Origin of the sequence: Xanthomonas sp. NCPPB 1062 (assembly GCF_041481705.2) — a bacterium.
Classification (GTDB): Bacteria; Pseudomonadota; Gammaproteobacteria; order Xanthomonadales; family Xanthomonadaceae; genus Xanthomonas; species Xanthomonas euvesicatoria.
Genome location: NZ_CM192987.1, coordinates 698,003 through 714,009, shown reverse-complemented (window position 1 = coordinate 714,009; position 16,007 = coordinate 698,003). Strand labels below are relative to the sequence as shown.

The following is a 16,007-nucleotide window of genomic DNA, read 5'->3' as shown; positions in this document are numbered from 1 at the left end:
GCCTGGACAGACGCACGTTGCGGCACCACGCCGATCAGCTTGCTGAATCCAGTCGTCCCCGTGCGAAGCCTGTCGGCGTGCCGGCACCCCGCTCGGTCCCGCCCGCCACATCGGTCGTTTACCATGCCCTACGCCACTGCCCGTTCTGGAGATGTCATGAGTTCTGCCGCGCCCCCGTGCTGCACGTCGCTGCTTGGCCTGTCGCTGAGCATGTTTGTTGCGCCGGGCACGCTGACCGCCGCGCCGCTGGACCCTCCGGTCGTCAATGCGCCGGCGCCCACGCCGCCCACGCCCGACCTGGCCTACCCGGAACTGTTCCAGGCCGTGCAGCGCGGTGAGCTGTTCGACGACCAGAAGCACTTTGTCGACTTCCTGCCGCTGCGCGACCCGGCGCTGATCAATGCCGACTATCTGGCGCAGCACGATCACCCCGGCTTCGACCTGCGCAAGTTCGTGGATGCCAATTTCGAAGAATCGCCGCCGGTGCAGACCGACGCGATCCGCCAGGACACCGCGCTGCGCGAGCACATCGACCTGCTGTGGCCCAAGCTGGTGCGCAGCCAGAACCACGTGCCGCCGCACAGCAGCCTGCTGGCGCTGCCGCATCCGTATGTGGTGCCGGGCGGGCGCTTCCGCGAGGTGTATTACTGGGATTCCTACTTCACCATGCTGGGCCTGGTGAAGAGCGGCGAAACCACGCTCAGCCGCCAGATGCTGGACAACTTCGCCTACCTGATCGACACCTACGGGCATATTCCCAACGGCAACCGCACCTACTACCTCAGCCGCTCGCAGCCGCCGTTCTTCTCCTACATGGTGGAGCTGCAGGCCGGCGTGGAAGGCGAGGCGGTGTATCAGCGCTACCTGCCGCAGTTGCAGAAGGAATACGCCTACTGGATGCAGGGCAGCGATGACCTGCAGCCCGGCCAGGCCGCGCGCCACGTGGTGCGCCTGGCCGACGGCAGCGTGCTCAACCGCTATTGGGACGAGCGCGACACCCCGCGCCCGGAGGCCTGGCTGCACGACACCCGTACCGCCGCAGAAGTGAAAGACCGCCCGGCCGCCGAGGTCTACCGCGACCTGCGTGCCGGCGCCGAAAGTGGCTGGGACTACACCAGCCGCTGGCTGGCCGACGGCCAGAACCTGCGCACCATCCGCACCACGGCCATCCTCCCGATCGACCTCAACAGCCTGCTCTACCACCTCGAGCGCACGCTGGCGCAGGCCTGCGCGCAAGCCGGCGCAGAGTGCACCCGCGATTACGCCGCACTTGCACAACAGCGCAAGCAGGCCATCGACGCGCATCTGTGGAATGCCGCCGGCTACTACGCCGACTACGACTGGCAGACGCGCACGCTGAGCAACCAGGTCACCGCCGCCGCGCTGTACCCGCTGTTCGCCGGCCTGGCCTCGGACGATCACGCCAAGCGCACCGCCAGCACCGTGCGTAAAACGCTGCTGCGCCCCGGCGGCCTGGCGACCACCGCAGTGAAGACCGGCCAGCAATGGGACGAACCCAACGGCTGGGCGCCGCTGCAATGGGTGGCCGTGGATGGCCTGCGGCGCTACGGCGAAGACGCGCTGGCACGCACCATTGGCGAACGTTTTCTGGCCCAGGTACAGGCGCTGTTCGCACGCGAGCACAAGCTGGTCGAAAAGTACGGCCTGGAGACCGATGCGGCCGGCGGCGGCGGTGGCGAATACGCCTTGCAGGACGGCTTCGGCTGGACCAACGGCGTCACCTTGATGCTGCTGAACCTGTATCCGGGCAAGGATGCCAAAACCGCACCCGCCAAGCGCGTGCGCAAGCCCGAGGCGGCCGCGCGCTGAGGGCGGTGCCGCTGCCGCGCAGTGCGTGGCAGCGGCAGGGTCGGATCATTGGCGTCGGGTCTCGGACGGTGCACGTCACCGATGCGCAGCACCGCCGTCGCGGCGACATGACGCGCTCTGCCTTTGCTGGCAACACGTTGCGAACAGGCGTGCGATGGGGCATTGCCCGCACGAGCCGTGGCAGACGGGCCACCATGGCGATCCTGCGCACCGGCGACGCGCTCTGATGGTGTGCGCAGCCGCGTGGAGCGCAGCTCTTCGATCCGCACCTGGTTCGCCCGCAAGCGTAGAGCGCGATTGCTGATCGCCACATTGCCGCTGTCATCGCGTGCGGCGATGCGCAGCACTTATGCTCCCGGCGCCGGCCCGCGACTGCACCGCAGAGGGCCGCGTATCATGCGCACTCTTTCACTCCAGGACGGACCCATGGCCGTACGCACGCTCAACGAATTTCTCGCCCATTCCAAGGAAAAGGACGTCAGCCCCGATCCGTTCGAACTGGAAAACCCGCATCTGCTGGAAGTGCGCCTCGACGGCATGGTGTGGTCCAAGGCCGGCGCCATGGTGGCGCGCACCGGCAACGTCAAGTTCACCCGCGAGGGACTGCTGGAACAGGGCCTGGGCAATCTGCTGAAAAAAGCCGTGAGCGGCGAAGGCATGCAGTTGATGAAGGCCGAAGGCCAGGGCCGCGTGTATCTGGCCGATGTCGGCAAGATGATCACGCTGCTGCGCTTGAACGGCGAGGCGATCTTCGTCAACGGCAACGACGTGCTGGCGTTCGAATCGGGCGTCGAACACAAGATCACCATGATGCGCAAAGTGGCCGGCATGCTCTCGGGCGGGCTGTTCAATGTGCGCCTGAGCGGCCACGGCATCGTGGCGATCACCTCGCACTACGAGCCACTGACCTTGCCGGTCACCGCCGCCAGCGGCCCGGTGTTCACCGACCCCAACGCCACCGTCGCCTGGTCCGGCACGCTGACCCCCGAGCTGGTCACCGACGTCTCGATCGGCACGCTGTTCGGCCGCGGCTCGGGCGAAAGCCTGCAGATGCGTTTTGCCGGCGAAGGCTGGGTGGTGGTGCAGCCGTACGAAGAAGCCAGCTTCCAGGCCAAGGGCTGACCAGGCCGCCCGACAGCAGCAAGCACTGCACATTGCCCGGTTGCACGCCATGCACCCCGGGCAGTTTTCCGGCCAACCCCGTAGGAGCGCCCCTGGGCGCGAGGGCCTTCCCGGTAACCCCACATCGCGCCCGGGGGCGCTCCTACGGGTTTCCCGCATTCTGCCGCGAGCTGCAGGGCGACCGAACTGCACCAGCTCGGCATTGCCTAGTCTGGAAACCGCGCGCAACAGATGATTGCGCTAACGACACGTTGTAGGAGCGCCCCCGGGCGCGAGCGCCTTCCCGGTCACGCCATAGCGCGCCCAGCAGCGCTCCCACGGTTTACGGGCGCTGATGCGTCACACCCAGCCACGCTTGCGAAACCACGCCAGCGGCACCACTACGCTCAGCGCGATGATGCCCAGCGCCCAGAAGTAATGGTCGTGCCCCTTGAGTTCGGGCATGTAAGAAAAGTTCATGCCCCAGATGCCGACCAGCACGGTGGGCGGAATGCCGACGACCGACGCCACCGCCATCACCTTCATCACGTTGTTCTGGTCCATGTTGATCATGCCCAGCACGCTGTCGAGCAGGAACTCGATGCGGTCGTCCATGTGCTGCTGGAATTCGCTCAAGGTGGTCAGGTCCTTGTGCAGCAGGGTGATGCGTTTGGCTGCATCGGCCCCGAACCAGTCCGGGGCGGCGCCATCCAGATAGGTGACCAGGCGCAGCATGCCTTGCCCTGCGTTGTGCAGGCCGCCAAGCTGGCGGCCCATGTCGCCGACCTGGTGCAACATGCGCTCCAGGCCCTTGGTCTTGTGTGGGCTGTCGAATACCAGCCGCGTGGTTTCGGTGACCGCCGCTTCCAGTCCCTCAAGCCGGTCCGCCAGACGCCCGACCAGTTGATCGAACATGCGTAGCAGCAAATCGTCAGAGCTGTGGCAGGGCTCGTGTTCCAGCCGCGTCGTCAGGGCCTCCAATGAGCCGATGCGCTGCTCGCGCAAGGTCACCAGCATGGTGGGCGACAGCGCAAACCCCAACGGCGCCGTGGGGCCGTCCTCGTCCTGGAAACGCGGCACATTGAGAAACAACACATCGCCCTGGCGACGCACCCGGCTGCTGAATTCGATTTCGCCGATCGCCGCACGATCAGGCAAGGCAAACCCCACTTTCTCAGCGGCTTGCGCCAGCTCCTGCGGGCTTGGCTGGCACAGGTCGACCCAGCAACCTGGGGTGTGCTGGGTTCCGGCAATCGGGTGGATCGTGATCATGCATCGACGGTGAGATGAAAGAGCCCAAGCATCCTCCGCGTCCACCATGGCGTCAACGCCGGCACATGCCCATCGGCGACGGCGACGACGGCCGTCCCTGGTCACACCTGCAATTCGCCGTGCGGTTTCTGCAAGGCAGCGAAAGCGTTCGCCAAATCGCACATCGATTCTGCTGTGCGCGGTATGCAGTTTCTGGCTGTCTTACATTTTCCGCTCACGCATTCCAGGAGTACGCGCATGAAGATCTCCGGCTCGGCGTCTGGCGGGCTACACGAGCCTATCGGTCATGTGGATCCGCGACATGCCCCAGCGGTGTGCGACGACATCCAAATCGGCGTCCATTCCCAGCTTCGCGAGCTGCCCCGCCTGCGCCGAAGCGCATCAGCCAAGGGGCGATCGCCGGCGTTCGTCGCAGACAGCAGCCATCTCGATACGCTGTTCGGCAGCACCCAGCCTGCGCGCGGAAAGCTTCTAAAAGACGGTACCCACCGGACGCCGATCCAGGCTCAGGAAATAACGGAGGCTCCCGAGCACGTCAAGATCAATCCAACACGCCTGTTCGTCTCGACCGGTCCGGCACTGAAGACGCTGCATCGTCTCGATCCAGCCAAGCTATCCAACGATCTCGGGCTGAGCGAGGACGCCATCGATCGCATCAGAAGCACCCCGACGTTCCGCGGACAGACTGCAACCGACGTCCCGCCCAGTACGCCACTGGCTCAGCGCCTGCGCCTGGACGATCTGCGCGACAAGAAGGTGGAGTACAAATGGAACATCGCCAGCAATGGTAGCTTGGTCATCGGCGAAGGGCATCCTGGCGTGGTCCTGGACGAGCCGATGACAAGCAAGGACGCGCGCAAGAAGAAACAGCCATACGCGCAAGGCCATGTCACCCTCGTAGGCGGCCAACCATGGAACAAGACCCCCTGGCAGGAAAATCGCCGGATACCGGAAGCGCGCATCAGCGGTACGCTGTACTACAACCCGGACGGCGAGCTCTGCATCGATAACGATTCGGGGCGATTCAGCGAATATGCCGACCGAACGTCAGACCATCTCGAAAACGTCGCCAAGCTCTTTCAGCACTACGGTCTGCCGGTCACGCCGGAATGGAAAGCAAAGAAACAGATTCCGTTGCAGCGTGTGCCCGCCGGTGCGGCCATCGCGTCACCGAGCCCGGCAGAGAAAGGCGAAGCGGCGCATCCTGACCCAAGCGGTGAATGATCCACCGTCCACGCGCATCGTCATGACGGCTCGCAGCGTGCGGTCACCGCCGCACGCTGCACACGCGATGAGTTCGCACCGATCGCTCAATGCTGCCGGTTCCCGCGGCGTTTGACTGCATAGCCAATGGCCAGGAGCAGGAACCACACCGGGCTGGCCAGCAATGCCTGACGCGTGTCGTCCTGCAGGGTGAGCAGCACGATGACGAAGGCGAAGAATGCCAGGCAGACGTAGCACATCAGCACGCCGCCGGGCATCTTGAACGCCGAGGCGGCGTGCTGCTCCGGGCGCTTGCGGCGGTAGGCGATGTAGGCGCACAGGATCAGCGACCACACGAACATGAAAAGCACCGCCGACAACGTGGTGACCAGCGTAAACGCAGTGACCAGGTTGGGAATCAGATACACCAGCATCGCGCCCAGCAGCAGGCACAGGCAGGAAAACAGCAGGCCGCGCGCCGGCACCGCCGCGCGCGACAGCTTGGCAAAGCCTTTGGGCGCATGCTGTTCTTCGGCCAGGCCGTAGAGCATGCGGCTGGTGGAAAAGATGCCGCTATTGGCCGAGGAGGTGGCCGAGGTCAGCACCACGAAGTTGATCAAACTCGCTGCCGCCGGCACGCCGGCCAGCACGAACAACTCCACGAACGGGCTCTTGTCGGCCACCACCTGTCGCCACGGCGTCACCGCCATGATGGCGATCAGCGCAAGCACATAGAAAATCAGGATGCGCACCGGGATCGAGTTGATCGCCTTGGGCAGGTTGCGGCGCGGATCGGCGGTTTCTGCAGCCGTGGTGCCGACCAGCTCGATACCGACGAAGGCGAACACCGCAATCTGGAAGCCGGCAAAGAACCCGCCGATGCCCATGGGGAACATGCCACCGTCGTTCCACAGATTCGACAGCGAGGCCACGTTGCCCGACGGCGAACGGAAGCCCCAGGCCACCAGCCCGGCGCCGGTGATAATCAATGCGGCAATGGCGATGATCTTGATCAGCGCAAACCAGAATTCCATCTCGCCGAACAATTTCACCGTGACCAGATTCAGGCTCAGCAGCAACAACACGCACAAGATCGCGGGAATCCACGGCGCCAATCCCGGAAACCAGAACTGCGCATAGGCCGCAATGGCAATGACATCGGCAATGGCGGTGATGATCCAGCAAAACCAGTACGTCCACCCGCAGAAAAACCCGGCCCACGGCCCGAGTAGGTCGGTGGAAAAATCGATGAACGACTTGTATTCCAGGTTGGAGAGCAGCAGTTCGCCCATTGCGCGCATCACGAAGAACAGCATCGCGCCGATGATGAGATAGACGAACAGGATCGACGGCCCGGCCAGACTGATCGTCTTGCCAGAGCCCATGAACAGGCCGGTACCGATCGCCCCGCCGATGGCGATCAACTGCAGGTGGCGATTGGACAGGCTGCGTTGCAGATGATCGGGCGCGGACGGGTCAGACATGGGCACGGCACCGGCAAGTGAACAAGCCGTCAAAAATACGAGATCGCGCCGACGCATACCAGGGGTTTGCGCTGCGGCAATCGCAAGGGCATGGATGCGCCGGCGCATGGTGGGCAGCTCGCCCCATCATGGGGCGTCGGTGGTGCCGTGTGGACAACCACTCTCGAGGCAGGCAGCGCGCGCGTGGGCGTTGCGCGCATTGGGCACCCGGTACCCAGTCGCTGCGCATCGGACAGCCGGCTCGCGCCCGCCTGATTCGCCAACTCGTGCTGGTCGAGCTGCACTGGTGGATCGTTTGCCGCAATGCCCGTTGTCGCGAGGTCATCGCCGGGCAGCAAGGCAGTGCACGGCATTGATGACGACGCCAACAGCACCACATGCAATAGATCGAGCCTGCAGCTGCGCCTCAGATCACACCACGGCGCTGCTAGTGCTGCCCCATTGCAGCGCAGCCGCACACAGCATGCGCGTGCCATGCTCGCGCCCGCTTCCCCGACCGCGCGCGTGACAAGCAGCGTCGAGCGCACAACGTCGAGCGCACAAGACGGAGGACGAGCACGCAGAGACACGACGCCAGGCGAAAAAAATGGCCAACAGGAAGCAGGGCCAAACGCGACACTGACCTACTCTTCGTTGGCGCTACTATCAAGAGAACAAAACGCGGTACAGGCGTGGACGCCCGTGTCTTGAAAGACACGCGCCGACAAGTGGGACCGGCATGCGACGTGCTGTCACGGTGACGGCAGGTAGAGCTCATACCAGCGCAGTCGCACCGTCAGTACTCAACCACCCGCAAGGCCGCCGCCTACCCGCCCCGGCAGCGCTCCGTCGTCCTCCTGCTCCGGGTCGCCCACCTCATCGTTCAGGCCACCGCGTTGCGGCGGCTGTTCTTCCAGCGGCGTGTCTTCTTCGTTGGTATCGGGATCGGGCGTGCCATGTGCCAGAACAGCGGCGTCGGCGTTGGTCATGGTGCGCGCGGTGCGTGGATTCAGATGCATGAGCAGCTCCGATGGAATTCGACAGGAGCGTTAACGCTAGGCTGCATCGCGCTACTCCGCCGTGAGCCTGCAATGAGCTTGCGTGACATGCTGTTGACGTGGCGCAGTCGGCATGGCGCGAATGATCACACTCGACATCGCACGGCGCACAAGGCCCTCTTGCGCGGTCGCGCATCCACAACCGCAGACGGCCACGTCCAAGCCGGTAAGCAAGCCTGACCTGGCGCGCATGCGACGCCTTGCAGCGCAGGCCGCCGCAGCCACCGCTATCATGCCCAGACCTCGCCGAGACCATGCCATGCGCCATCGCATCTGCCTTGCATTGTTGTTGAGCTGCGGCACGGCGCACGCCGCCACACCGGCGTCGCGCCTGGATGCGGTGCTGCAATCGGGGGTGCTGCGCGTATGCACCACCGGCGACTACCGTCCCTATTCGTTGCTGCGCGGCGACGGGCAGTTCGAAGGCAGCGACATCGACCTGGTGCAGTCGCTGGCCGCCAGCCTGGACGCACGCGTGCGCCTGGTGCGCACCAGCTGGCCGCAACTGATGCCGGACTTGCTGGCCGACCGCTGCGATATCGCGGTCGGCGGGATCTCCGTCACCTTGCAGCGGCAACGCCAGGCCAGCTTTAGCGCGGTACTGGATGTGGACGGCAAGATTCCACTGGTGCGCTGCGCCGACCAGGCGCGCTACCGCAGTCTGGAACAGCTCAACCGGCCGGAGGTGCGCCTCATCGAACCACCGGGCGGCACCAACGAGGCTTTCGCGCACCGCCAGTTACCGCAGGCCACGTTGCGGCTGTTCGCCGACAACACCACCATCTTCCAAGAACTGCTGGCGCATCGCGCAGACGTCATGATCACCGACGCCTCCGAAGCGCTGTATCAGCAGGCAAGGCTGCCAGGCCTGTGCGCCATCGCACCGGAGCAACCGCTGCAATACAGCGAAAAAGCCTTCCTGCTCCCGCGCGACGACCACGCCTGGAAAGCCTATGTGGACCAATGGCTGCACCTGAGCAAGGCCAGCGGCGACTATCAACGCATTGTTGAAGGCTGGCGGCAGCCGCGCTGAATGAGCCGGGATTAGGGATTCGAAAAGCAGCAAAGCTGCACGTCAAGTCGACTAACGCTGTTACAAATCCCCAATCCCGACTCCCCAATCCCCGCCGTCAAACAATCTTGGTTCGCCGCCACCAACGCGACACCTGTTCCTCGCGCACCAGGGTGAACAGACCGGCGCCCAGGATCAGCGCGATGCCCACGGCCATCGGCCAGTCCAGATGATCGTGAAACAGCAGGTAGCCGAAGGCGATGGCCCATAGCATCTGGCTGTATTGGGTCGGTGCGACCAGGCTGACCGGGGCCATGCGCGTGGCGTACATCATGCAGATGGCGGCCAGCCCGGCGAGCAAGCCGTAGCCGGCCAACAAGCCCCACTGGGACAGCGTGGGCCAGACGAAGCTCGGCAACATCATGATCCCGCCCATCACCAACGGGCCAATCACGCCAGCGCCGTACAAGGTCAATCGCTTCTCGCTATGCCCTGCCATGCGCAAGGCGATCACCGAGATGGCGCCGACCAGGCCGCACACGATGGCCGCCACATGCCCGTGGGTGAGATGACGAAATCCAGGGCGCAGCACGATCAACACGCCGATGAACCCGACGATCACCGCCGACCATCGCCGCCAATGCACTTCTTCCTTGAGGAAGATCACCGACAGCACGGTGACGAAGATCGGCATCAGGAAGATCAGCGCGAATGCTTCGGCCATTGGCAAGGTGGTGAAGGCGATCACCGAGGTGAGATTGCCGATGGCGCCGGTGAGCGCACGCAGCAGCCACAGTGCCGGCTGCTTGGCCATCACCAGCTCGCGCAACTGGTCGTCGGGCTTTTTCAGGAACGGCACCGCCAGCAGCATCAGCAGCGCGCCGAGAAACAGCACTTCATAGACCGGCAGCGTGCCCTCGAGCAGCTTCACGAACGCATCGCTGATCGAATAGGCCGCATAGCAGGCGAACCCCAACAACACACCTTTCAGCATTGCCCACACTCCACGGTTGACGCCGATCCGACGAGGTGTCGATACGGACTGCATGCAGTATGCGTTGCAGCGTGTGTCAGCGAAACGGCGCGGGCAGTCGACCTCGGTGGCGAGCGCATGGTGGCGGCCCGGCAGCAGATGCCGGGCCGCAACAGGTCGGTTACGATGCCGCTCCCTTCCTTGCAGCGGTGCGGCACGTGCCGCACGCCGCACACAGAGCTGTCAGCCGTGCCCCACTACTCCGGCCCCCTACTCGTTCTCGCCGATGCCCAAGCCCTGCTTGCCGCGCGCGGCAGTGGTCTGACTCACTGGACCGGCTCGCTCGACCTGGGCCGCAGTACCGATACCGCCCAGCTCGATGTGCAGACCTGGCAGTGGCGCGGCCAGGGCTACCCGTATCCGGGCAAACTCAAGGAGCGCACCCTGTACTTCTGGGATGGCGAGGATTTCGCGCCGATCTCGCGCTACAGCGGCGCATTGATCAAGCTGGTGCCCACCGAATGGGGCGCGCCCACGTTCGAGATCGATGGCATCAAGATGCTGCCGTCCGCGCAACTATCCCCATTCGAGGATGCGCGGCGCAAGGTGGCGCTGGTGGATCCGCGCGGCAAGATCGTGCTGGACACCTGCGGCGGCCTGGGCTACTTCGCCGCCTGCTGCCTGGAGGCCGGGGTCGCGCAGCTGCTCTCGTTCGAAAAGAATGCCGACGTGCTGTGGCTGCGCACGCTCAACCCGTGGTCGCCGGATCCGGTGGGCGCCGCTGCCGGCGGGCGCCTGCAGCTGACCCATGCCGATAGCGCGCAGCACATCGCCACGCTGGCCGACGATTCGGTCGATGCCATCCTGCATGACCCGCCCCGCTTCGGCATTGCGGGCGAGCTGTATTCGCAGGTTTTCTACGATCAGCTAGCACGCGTGTTGCGCCGAGGCGGGCGGCTGTTTCATTACACCGGCGCGCCGAACAAGCTCACCAGTGGGCGCGATGTGCCCAACGAAGTGAGCAAGCGCCTGGCCAAGGCCGGCTTCACCACGCAACTTGCCCTGGATGGCGTGCTGGCGAGCTTGCCTGCACGGCGCTGAGTGGTGCCTCCACGCCATTGACGCTGGCGATACGGCCCGCGCGATCATCGCGTGGCGAATGCAAGACGGCGTGCACTCGCGGCACGCATGCGCACTGCATGATCACACGAGGCCGGCATGACGGTTACCGCGACGGTTGCAGCGTGCCGCCGGCGGGATCTGCGATACTGCCGCGCCCTCGACACGGACGTTGCATGCGCGCCCATTTGATCATTGCCCTGCTGGTCTGGCTACTGCCGGTCACTGCGACACCAACACACGCGCAGACGGCATCGGCAAGCGCAGCATCGCAGCCGATGTCGGAAGTGACCACGCGCTATCCGGTGACCACCGCAACGGTGGGCGGGCGTGTGATCCGCCTGGGCGAACACCAGGGCAAGTGCGCGGTGTCGCGCGACGGCGACGTCGTGGTACTGAGCATCGGTGCACCTTGCTACTTCAGCACCGATCGCCAACATGCCGCGCAGGTCCATCGCTTCCATGGCAGCGACGTCGTGCTGGTACAGCACGCGCATCCAACGTCGCGACCAGACTGGGATGTGGCCGTCTACGGGCCCATCTGCGCCTTCGAAGCGCAGGCGGTACGCGAGATCGGCGGCGTGCTGGAACCCGGCGGTGTCGCCGGTTCCTGGCATTGCGACCCGACCGCGGGGGCCGACCAGAAGCAGTTCGTCTACAGCTACGACACCTGGCCCAGGCACGGTGCGCGGCGACCTTCGCGCAAGCAAAAAGCGCATTGATGGTTGTGCGAGCGCCCCGGGGCGATGCGAATCCGGCCTGCTTTTGGTCAGCGCTGTTTGCTCGACACGCCGTTTGCGCCGCGCACCAGCATTTGCACGCTGCAGACGATTGCCTGCCGCCGCGCCTCAACCGCTGGGTATCGGATGGCAGCGACGTCGCATGATCGGTGGCCACGCACACGCCGGGTCATGCAGCACGAAGACTGCAATCGCCGCCAACCGTGCCATCACCGCACGTGGCGGCGCGCGCCAACTTGCATATGCAAACCCGCCGACGATCAGCAACGGTACGCAGCTCAGCAGCGCATCCCAGCCAACGGCAATCCAGAAGCGATGCGGGTCGCTGTCGACCAGAAAGATCCGTGCCGGCCGGCCACGAATAACGCTGACATAGCGTCCTTCGAAGACTGCCTCACCCAATAGCCAAAAACGTCCGCAACATGCGATCACCGCGATACCGACCACGCCGCGCACGAGCCAGTCGATCAGGCGTGAACTCTTGCGTTCAGAGGCCGGCGACGGTGATGGACGAGGTGTTTTCAAGCCTGAATTTCTATCCACATGGCAGCGAAGTTTACGCGCCCCCACTCAGAGCGACCAACCGCTGCGAAGTCGTCAGGTGGGCTTGGCCGTCATTCGTCACCGGCTGCGGCGCTCTTGCACTGTTGTTTTCGCCACGCACAGGATTCCAATGCAGGACCTGCGTCGGTCGGGGATGCGGCGCTGAGTCGCAGCCCGCACACCGCTGGCGTGCACGCGCGTCGCTACCGGCGCAATCGTCAGCTACCCAGGCCGAAGATCAGGCTGCGATGCGTTGCGACGCCGGCCATCGCGCCGCCGGCTGCCGCCAACACCACCGATGCGGCCGGGTTTGCGATATCGCCACAGGCAAATACGCCCGGCGCCGTCGTTGCCTGCATGGCGTCCACAGCGAGAAGGCGACCGAAAGGCCCCTCGCTGGTGGCACATCCAAGCTGCCTCACCAACGGGCTGATCTCGGTCTGGGTGGTGATGAACACCCCGTCCAACGCGAACCTCTGGCCGTCGTGCAGCACCAGCTCCAGCGCATCGCCCTCGCCTTGCAGCGCCGCCACTGCGCCGGTCACCACATGCACCGCGCGCGTCTCCAGTTGCGCCCGCTGGGATTCGTCCGGCACCAGCGTGTCGTTCAAGAACAGCCAAGTAGGGCCCCAATCCGGCAGCATGGCGGCTTGATGCGCAGCAAGCGCAGACGTCGCGATCACACCGATGCGCCCCTGCTGCAGTTCGTAGCCATGGCAATACGGACACACGAACACCTGCCTGCCCCAACGTTCGGCCAGACCGGCCAGCGCAGGGAGACGATCGACCACCCCCATGGCCAGAATCAGCCGGCGGGTGGCATGCACGCTGCCATCGGCAAAGACGACCTCGAACGCCTCCGCCTGCCCGCGGACCTGGACGACCTCGCCGTCAGCCCACTGCACGCTGGCATACGACAGCACCTGCGCACGCGCCTCATCGGCGATGCGCGCGGGCGATGCGCCATCGCGGCCCAGCAAGCCATGCGAGGTTTCGGCAAAACGATTGCGCCGCCGGCCGCTGTCCACCAGCAAGACGCGGCGTCGCGCCCGCGCCAACTGCAGGGCGGCTGACAGCCCTGCATAACTGCCGCCAATGATGATCACCTCGTGCTGCATGGTCGCTCCTGGGTGCCGACACCGATTAATGTATCTTTCGGTGTTACATTAATCGACGACGACAGACACCACGGGTATCGCGCCGCGCATCCAGTGACGTGATTCAGCGCTGCCGCGTGCGCTTGCCCGTCGCGTTGCCGCCAGATGGCGCCCTCGCGCTGCACAAGGCATCGAACTCGCTCGCCAGTGCGGCAAGCGTCACCGTGCCCAGGCGCTGCAACAGCAGCGCTTCGGCGTGGGCCAGCGCATCGGCGATTGCCGCATTGACCACACGCTCCACCCCACATTGCGGATTCGGGTGATCGGCACCGATCGCGAACAGGTGCGGGCCGCCAACCGCGCGATGCACATCCAGCAGCGTCACCTGCGCAAGATCGCAGCCGATCTGCCAACCACCGTTGTGCCCGCGGCTGGATTGCACATAGCCGGCACTGCGCAGCCCGGCCATGGTCCGGCGCACCACCACCGCATTGGTCGACAGCATGCTGGCGATCTGCTCGGAGGTCATCGGCTGCGGGCTTCTGGCCATGTGGAGCAACACGTGCAACATGCGGGAAAGGCGGCTATCGGTGCGCATGCGGTCCTGGGTCGTTGGATCGGTTCACGGCAACCAGCGGTCGCCATCGGCCGGCAGATTGTGCCGCAGCATCGCCTCGATGTCGCAGCGCGGGTGCGTGCACCAGGATCAGCACACCGCCCATTGATCGCGCCCAGCGGTCTTGGCGGCGTACAGCGCAAGATCGGCCTGGCTCAGCAACACATCCAGCCCGGTGTCGGCGACGATGCGCACCGCGCCCATGCAAAAGCGCACCGGTTGGTCGGGCGGCAGGCCGGCGATGTCGATCGCTGCCACCGCACTGCGCAGGCGCGTAAACACCGCGGGAATCTCCTCTTCGCCGCAGCCCGGCAGCACCAGCAGGAATTCTTCGCCGCCCAGGCGGCCCAGGCGATCCTGCGCGCGCAAGGCGAGCCGGGACGCACTGGCCAGTGCCTTGAGCACCGCATCGCCGGTGGCGTGCCCATACACGTCATTGATCTGCTTGAAGTGATCCAGATCGATCAATGCCAGCATGCCCGGCGTGTGCGAGCGCAAGGCCTGCTCGATCTGCTGCTGCGCCTCGGTGCGAATGGCGCGCCGGTTGGGCAGGCCGGTGAGTTCATCGCGCATCGCCAGCCGCGACAACTGGCGGCGGTGCCGTGCGCCGAAGGCCAGCACCACCAGTGCACCGAGCAGCAACAGGCAGGCCGCGCACAACGCGATCCACAGCGTCCGCTGGCCCGCTTCGCGCGCCTGCAGTGCCAGCTGCGCGGTCTCGCTGCGGCGGCGCAGCTCGGCCGTTTCGGCGCCGCGACGTGCGTCTTCGTAGCGCGCCTGCAACCGCAACATCACCGTATCGCGCTGGCGGTCCAGGCTCTGCGCGCGCAGCGCGTTGGCGCGTTGCAGTTCCTGGTAGGCCTCTGCATGGCGGCCGCGGAATGCCAGCGCCTGGGCGATCGCGTCCACCAGTTGCGCACGACGGTTCAAGGTCAGGTTGGGATCGTCCGCGGCCTTGGCGGCGACGATTTCGGCGTCCAGGCCCTCAGCCTTCAACGCGATCAAGGCCTGCAGCAAGACGGCATGACACGCCGCAACGCGCCCGATATTGCCTTGCTGCTGCATCAACGGCAGGGCTTCGCGCGCCATCGTCAATGCAGAAGCGGCATCGCCGGTTTCGATCAGGGCTTCGCTGGCGCTGGTCAGCGCCGCAGCCACGCCGGCCTGGTCGCGCAGTTCGCGGCTGAGCGCCAAGGCGCGCCTGAAATGCAGCAGCGCCGCTTCGGGTTGCCTGGTTGCCAAGGCAGTGCCGAACTCGTATTCGATCAGACTGCGCTGGAAGCGCGCCGGCTGGTCGTGCAGGCGTGAAAGCGCACGCTGCAGATAGTCTTCGGTTTCGCTGTCTTCGGCGGGCCGACCACCGACGCGGCTGGCCAATGCGCCCAGTTGCGTCAACGCATCCAGCTCCAGCCCCAGGAGTTTTTCGCGCGCCGCACATTGATAGCTGGCCTGCGCCGCACTCCAGGATTCATCGCTGCTGCCGGAGGCGAGCATGCTCCACATGTCGACCGCCTCGACTTCGCACAGCAGATCGTTGCGGCCCAGCGCGCTGGCCCGTTGGCGCAGCGCTTCCAGCCGCGCCACCATGACGCGATTGGGGTTTTCGCGCACGTCGCTGAGCGCCTGCACGATATCCAGCCACAGCTGCGCCTGCGAGGTGCTGCCGTGCAGCTGGTCGAGCTTTCCGCGCGCCTGCGTCAGCGCCACCTGGCGGCGTTCGCTGTCTTCCAGTGAAATAAGCACGCGCGCCTGCGCCAGCAAGGCCCAGAACTCGGCCTCCACGTCGTGGTCGCCGCTAGCCCGCTGCAGTGCGCCCTGTGCGATCTGCAAGGCGACCACCGGGTCGTCGATGGTCGCCGCTTCGATCGTCTTCCACGGCTGCGGCTGCGCCGACACCATGCCACTGCCCAGCAGCAAGGCAAACGCAGCGAGCCCATGTCGCCACCGGACCACGCACATGCTCATCGCGTCATCACGTCG

The 16,007-nt window shown here is 65.3% G+C and carries 14 protein-coding genes; 6 read left to right on the top strand and 8 right to left on the bottom strand.

What is annotated here, in order from left to right:
- The first annotated feature begins 156 nt into the window (after positions 1-156).
- Together treA and ACCQ16_RS03095 are read left to right on the top strand one after the other, a co-directional pair.
- Positions 157-1,830 carry an alpha,alpha-trehalase TreA gene (treA, locus tag ACCQ16_RS03100; protein WP_029818577.1) on the top strand — a complete coding sequence of 558 codons (1,674 nt, stop codon included), beginning with the start codon at positions 157-159 and terminating at the stop codon, positions 1,828-1,830.
- Between the two features lie 426 nt (positions 1,831-2,256).
- Positions 2,257-2,952 carry an AIM24 family protein gene (locus ACCQ16_RS03095; protein ID WP_014089286.1) on the top strand — a complete coding sequence of 232 codons (696 nt, stop codon included), beginning with the start codon at positions 2,257-2,259 and terminating at the stop codon, positions 2,950-2,952.
- Positions 2,953-3,291: 339 nt separating this feature from the next.
- Here the strand turns inward: ACCQ16_RS03095 and ACCQ16_RS03090 are convergent, their stop codons facing one another.
- Positions 3,292-4,203: a CorA family divalent cation transporter gene (locus ACCQ16_RS03090; protein WP_014089285.1), complete on the bottom strand. Its 912-nt coding sequence runs from the start codon at positions 4,201-4,203 to the stop codon at positions 3,292-3,294.
- Positions 4,204-4,440: 237 nt separating this feature from the next.
- Here ACCQ16_RS03090 and xopV point away from each other — a divergent pair, with 237 nt between their 5' ends.
- On the top strand, positions 4,441-5,427 hold the full coding sequence (xopV, locus tag ACCQ16_RS03085) for a XopV/AopV family type III secretion system effector (RefSeq protein ID WP_218556315.1): 987 nt from the start codon (positions 4,441-4,443) through the stop codon (positions 5,425-5,427).
- A gap of 86 nt (positions 5,428-5,513) precedes the next feature.
- Here xopV and cycA read toward each other — a convergent pair whose 3' ends face one another.
- Complete coding sequence (gene cycA / locus ACCQ16_RS03080) at positions 5,514-6,890, bottom strand: D-serine/D-alanine/glycine transporter (RefSeq protein ID WP_031420911.1); 1,377 nt, start codon at positions 6,888-6,890, stop codon at positions 5,514-5,516.
- A 782-nt stretch (positions 6,891-7,672) separates the two neighbouring features.
- Positions 7,673-7,888, bottom strand: coding sequence for a hypothetical protein (locus ACCQ16_RS03075; RefSeq protein WP_011346280.1), 216 nt, complete (start codon positions 7,886-7,888; stop codon positions 7,673-7,675).
- A gap of 298 nt (positions 7,889-8,186) precedes the next feature.
- Between ACCQ16_RS03075 and ACCQ16_RS03070 the strand changes: the two genes are divergently transcribed.
- Positions 8,187-8,960, top strand: coding sequence for a transporter substrate-binding domain-containing protein (locus tag ACCQ16_RS03070; RefSeq protein ID WP_014089280.1), 774 nt, complete (start codon positions 8,187-8,189; stop codon positions 8,958-8,960).
- Between the two features lie 97 nt (positions 8,961-9,057).
- On the opposite strand, the gene ACCQ16_RS03065 is transcribed toward ACCQ16_RS03070, so the two are convergent.
- Positions 9,058-9,933, bottom strand: coding sequence for a DMT family transporter (locus tag ACCQ16_RS03065; protein WP_031420908.1), 876 nt, complete (start codon positions 9,931-9,933; stop codon positions 9,058-9,060).
- A gap of 165 nt (positions 9,934-10,098) precedes the next feature.
- Between ACCQ16_RS03065 and ACCQ16_RS03060 the strand changes: the two genes are divergently transcribed.
- Together ACCQ16_RS03060 and ACCQ16_RS03055 are read left to right on the top strand one after the other, a co-directional pair.
- The gene (locus ACCQ16_RS03060; RefSeq protein WP_051370099.1) at positions 10,099-11,013 is read left to right on the top strand and encodes a class I SAM-dependent methyltransferase; all 915 of its coding nucleotides are present in this window, start codon (positions 10,099-10,101) and stop codon (positions 11,011-11,013) included.
- A 194-nt stretch (positions 11,014-11,207) separates the two neighbouring features.
- A complete protein-coding gene (locus tag ACCQ16_RS03055; protein ID WP_071118710.1) occupies positions 11,208-11,753 on the top strand; it encodes a hypothetical protein in 546 nt (181 codons plus the stop codon).
- Positions 11,754-11,879: 126 nt separating this feature from the next.
- Here ACCQ16_RS03055 and ACCQ16_RS03050 read toward each other — a convergent pair whose 3' ends face one another.
- The 4 genes from ACCQ16_RS03050 to ACCQ16_RS03035 all read right to left on the bottom strand — a co-directional run bounded on the left by ACCQ16_RS03050 (position 11,880) and on the right by ACCQ16_RS03035 (position 15,992).
- The gene (locus tag ACCQ16_RS03050) at positions 11,880-12,341 is read right to left on the bottom strand and encodes a DNA replication complex GINS family protein (RefSeq protein ID WP_372380368.1); all 462 of its coding nucleotides are present in this window, start codon (positions 12,339-12,341) and stop codon (positions 11,880-11,882) included.
- Between the two features lie 191 nt (positions 12,342-12,532).
- Positions 12,533-13,432 (bottom strand): NAD(P)/FAD-dependent oxidoreductase, encoded by a 900-nt coding sequence (locus ACCQ16_RS03045; protein WP_218502789.1) that lies wholly within the window; start codon positions 13,430-13,432, stop codon positions 12,533-12,535.
- A gap of 103 nt (positions 13,433-13,535) precedes the next feature.
- Positions 13,536-14,009: an Rrf2 family transcriptional regulator gene (locus ACCQ16_RS03040; protein ID WP_008577562.1), complete on the bottom strand. Its 474-nt coding sequence runs from the start codon at positions 14,007-14,009 to the stop codon at positions 13,536-13,538.
- A 108-nt stretch (positions 14,010-14,117) separates the two neighbouring features.
- A complete protein-coding gene (locus tag ACCQ16_RS03035) occupies positions 14,118-15,992 on the bottom strand; it encodes a GGDEF domain-containing protein (RefSeq protein ID WP_338340050.1) in 1,875 nt (624 codons plus the stop codon).
- Positions 15,993-16,007 lie beyond the last annotated feature (15 nt).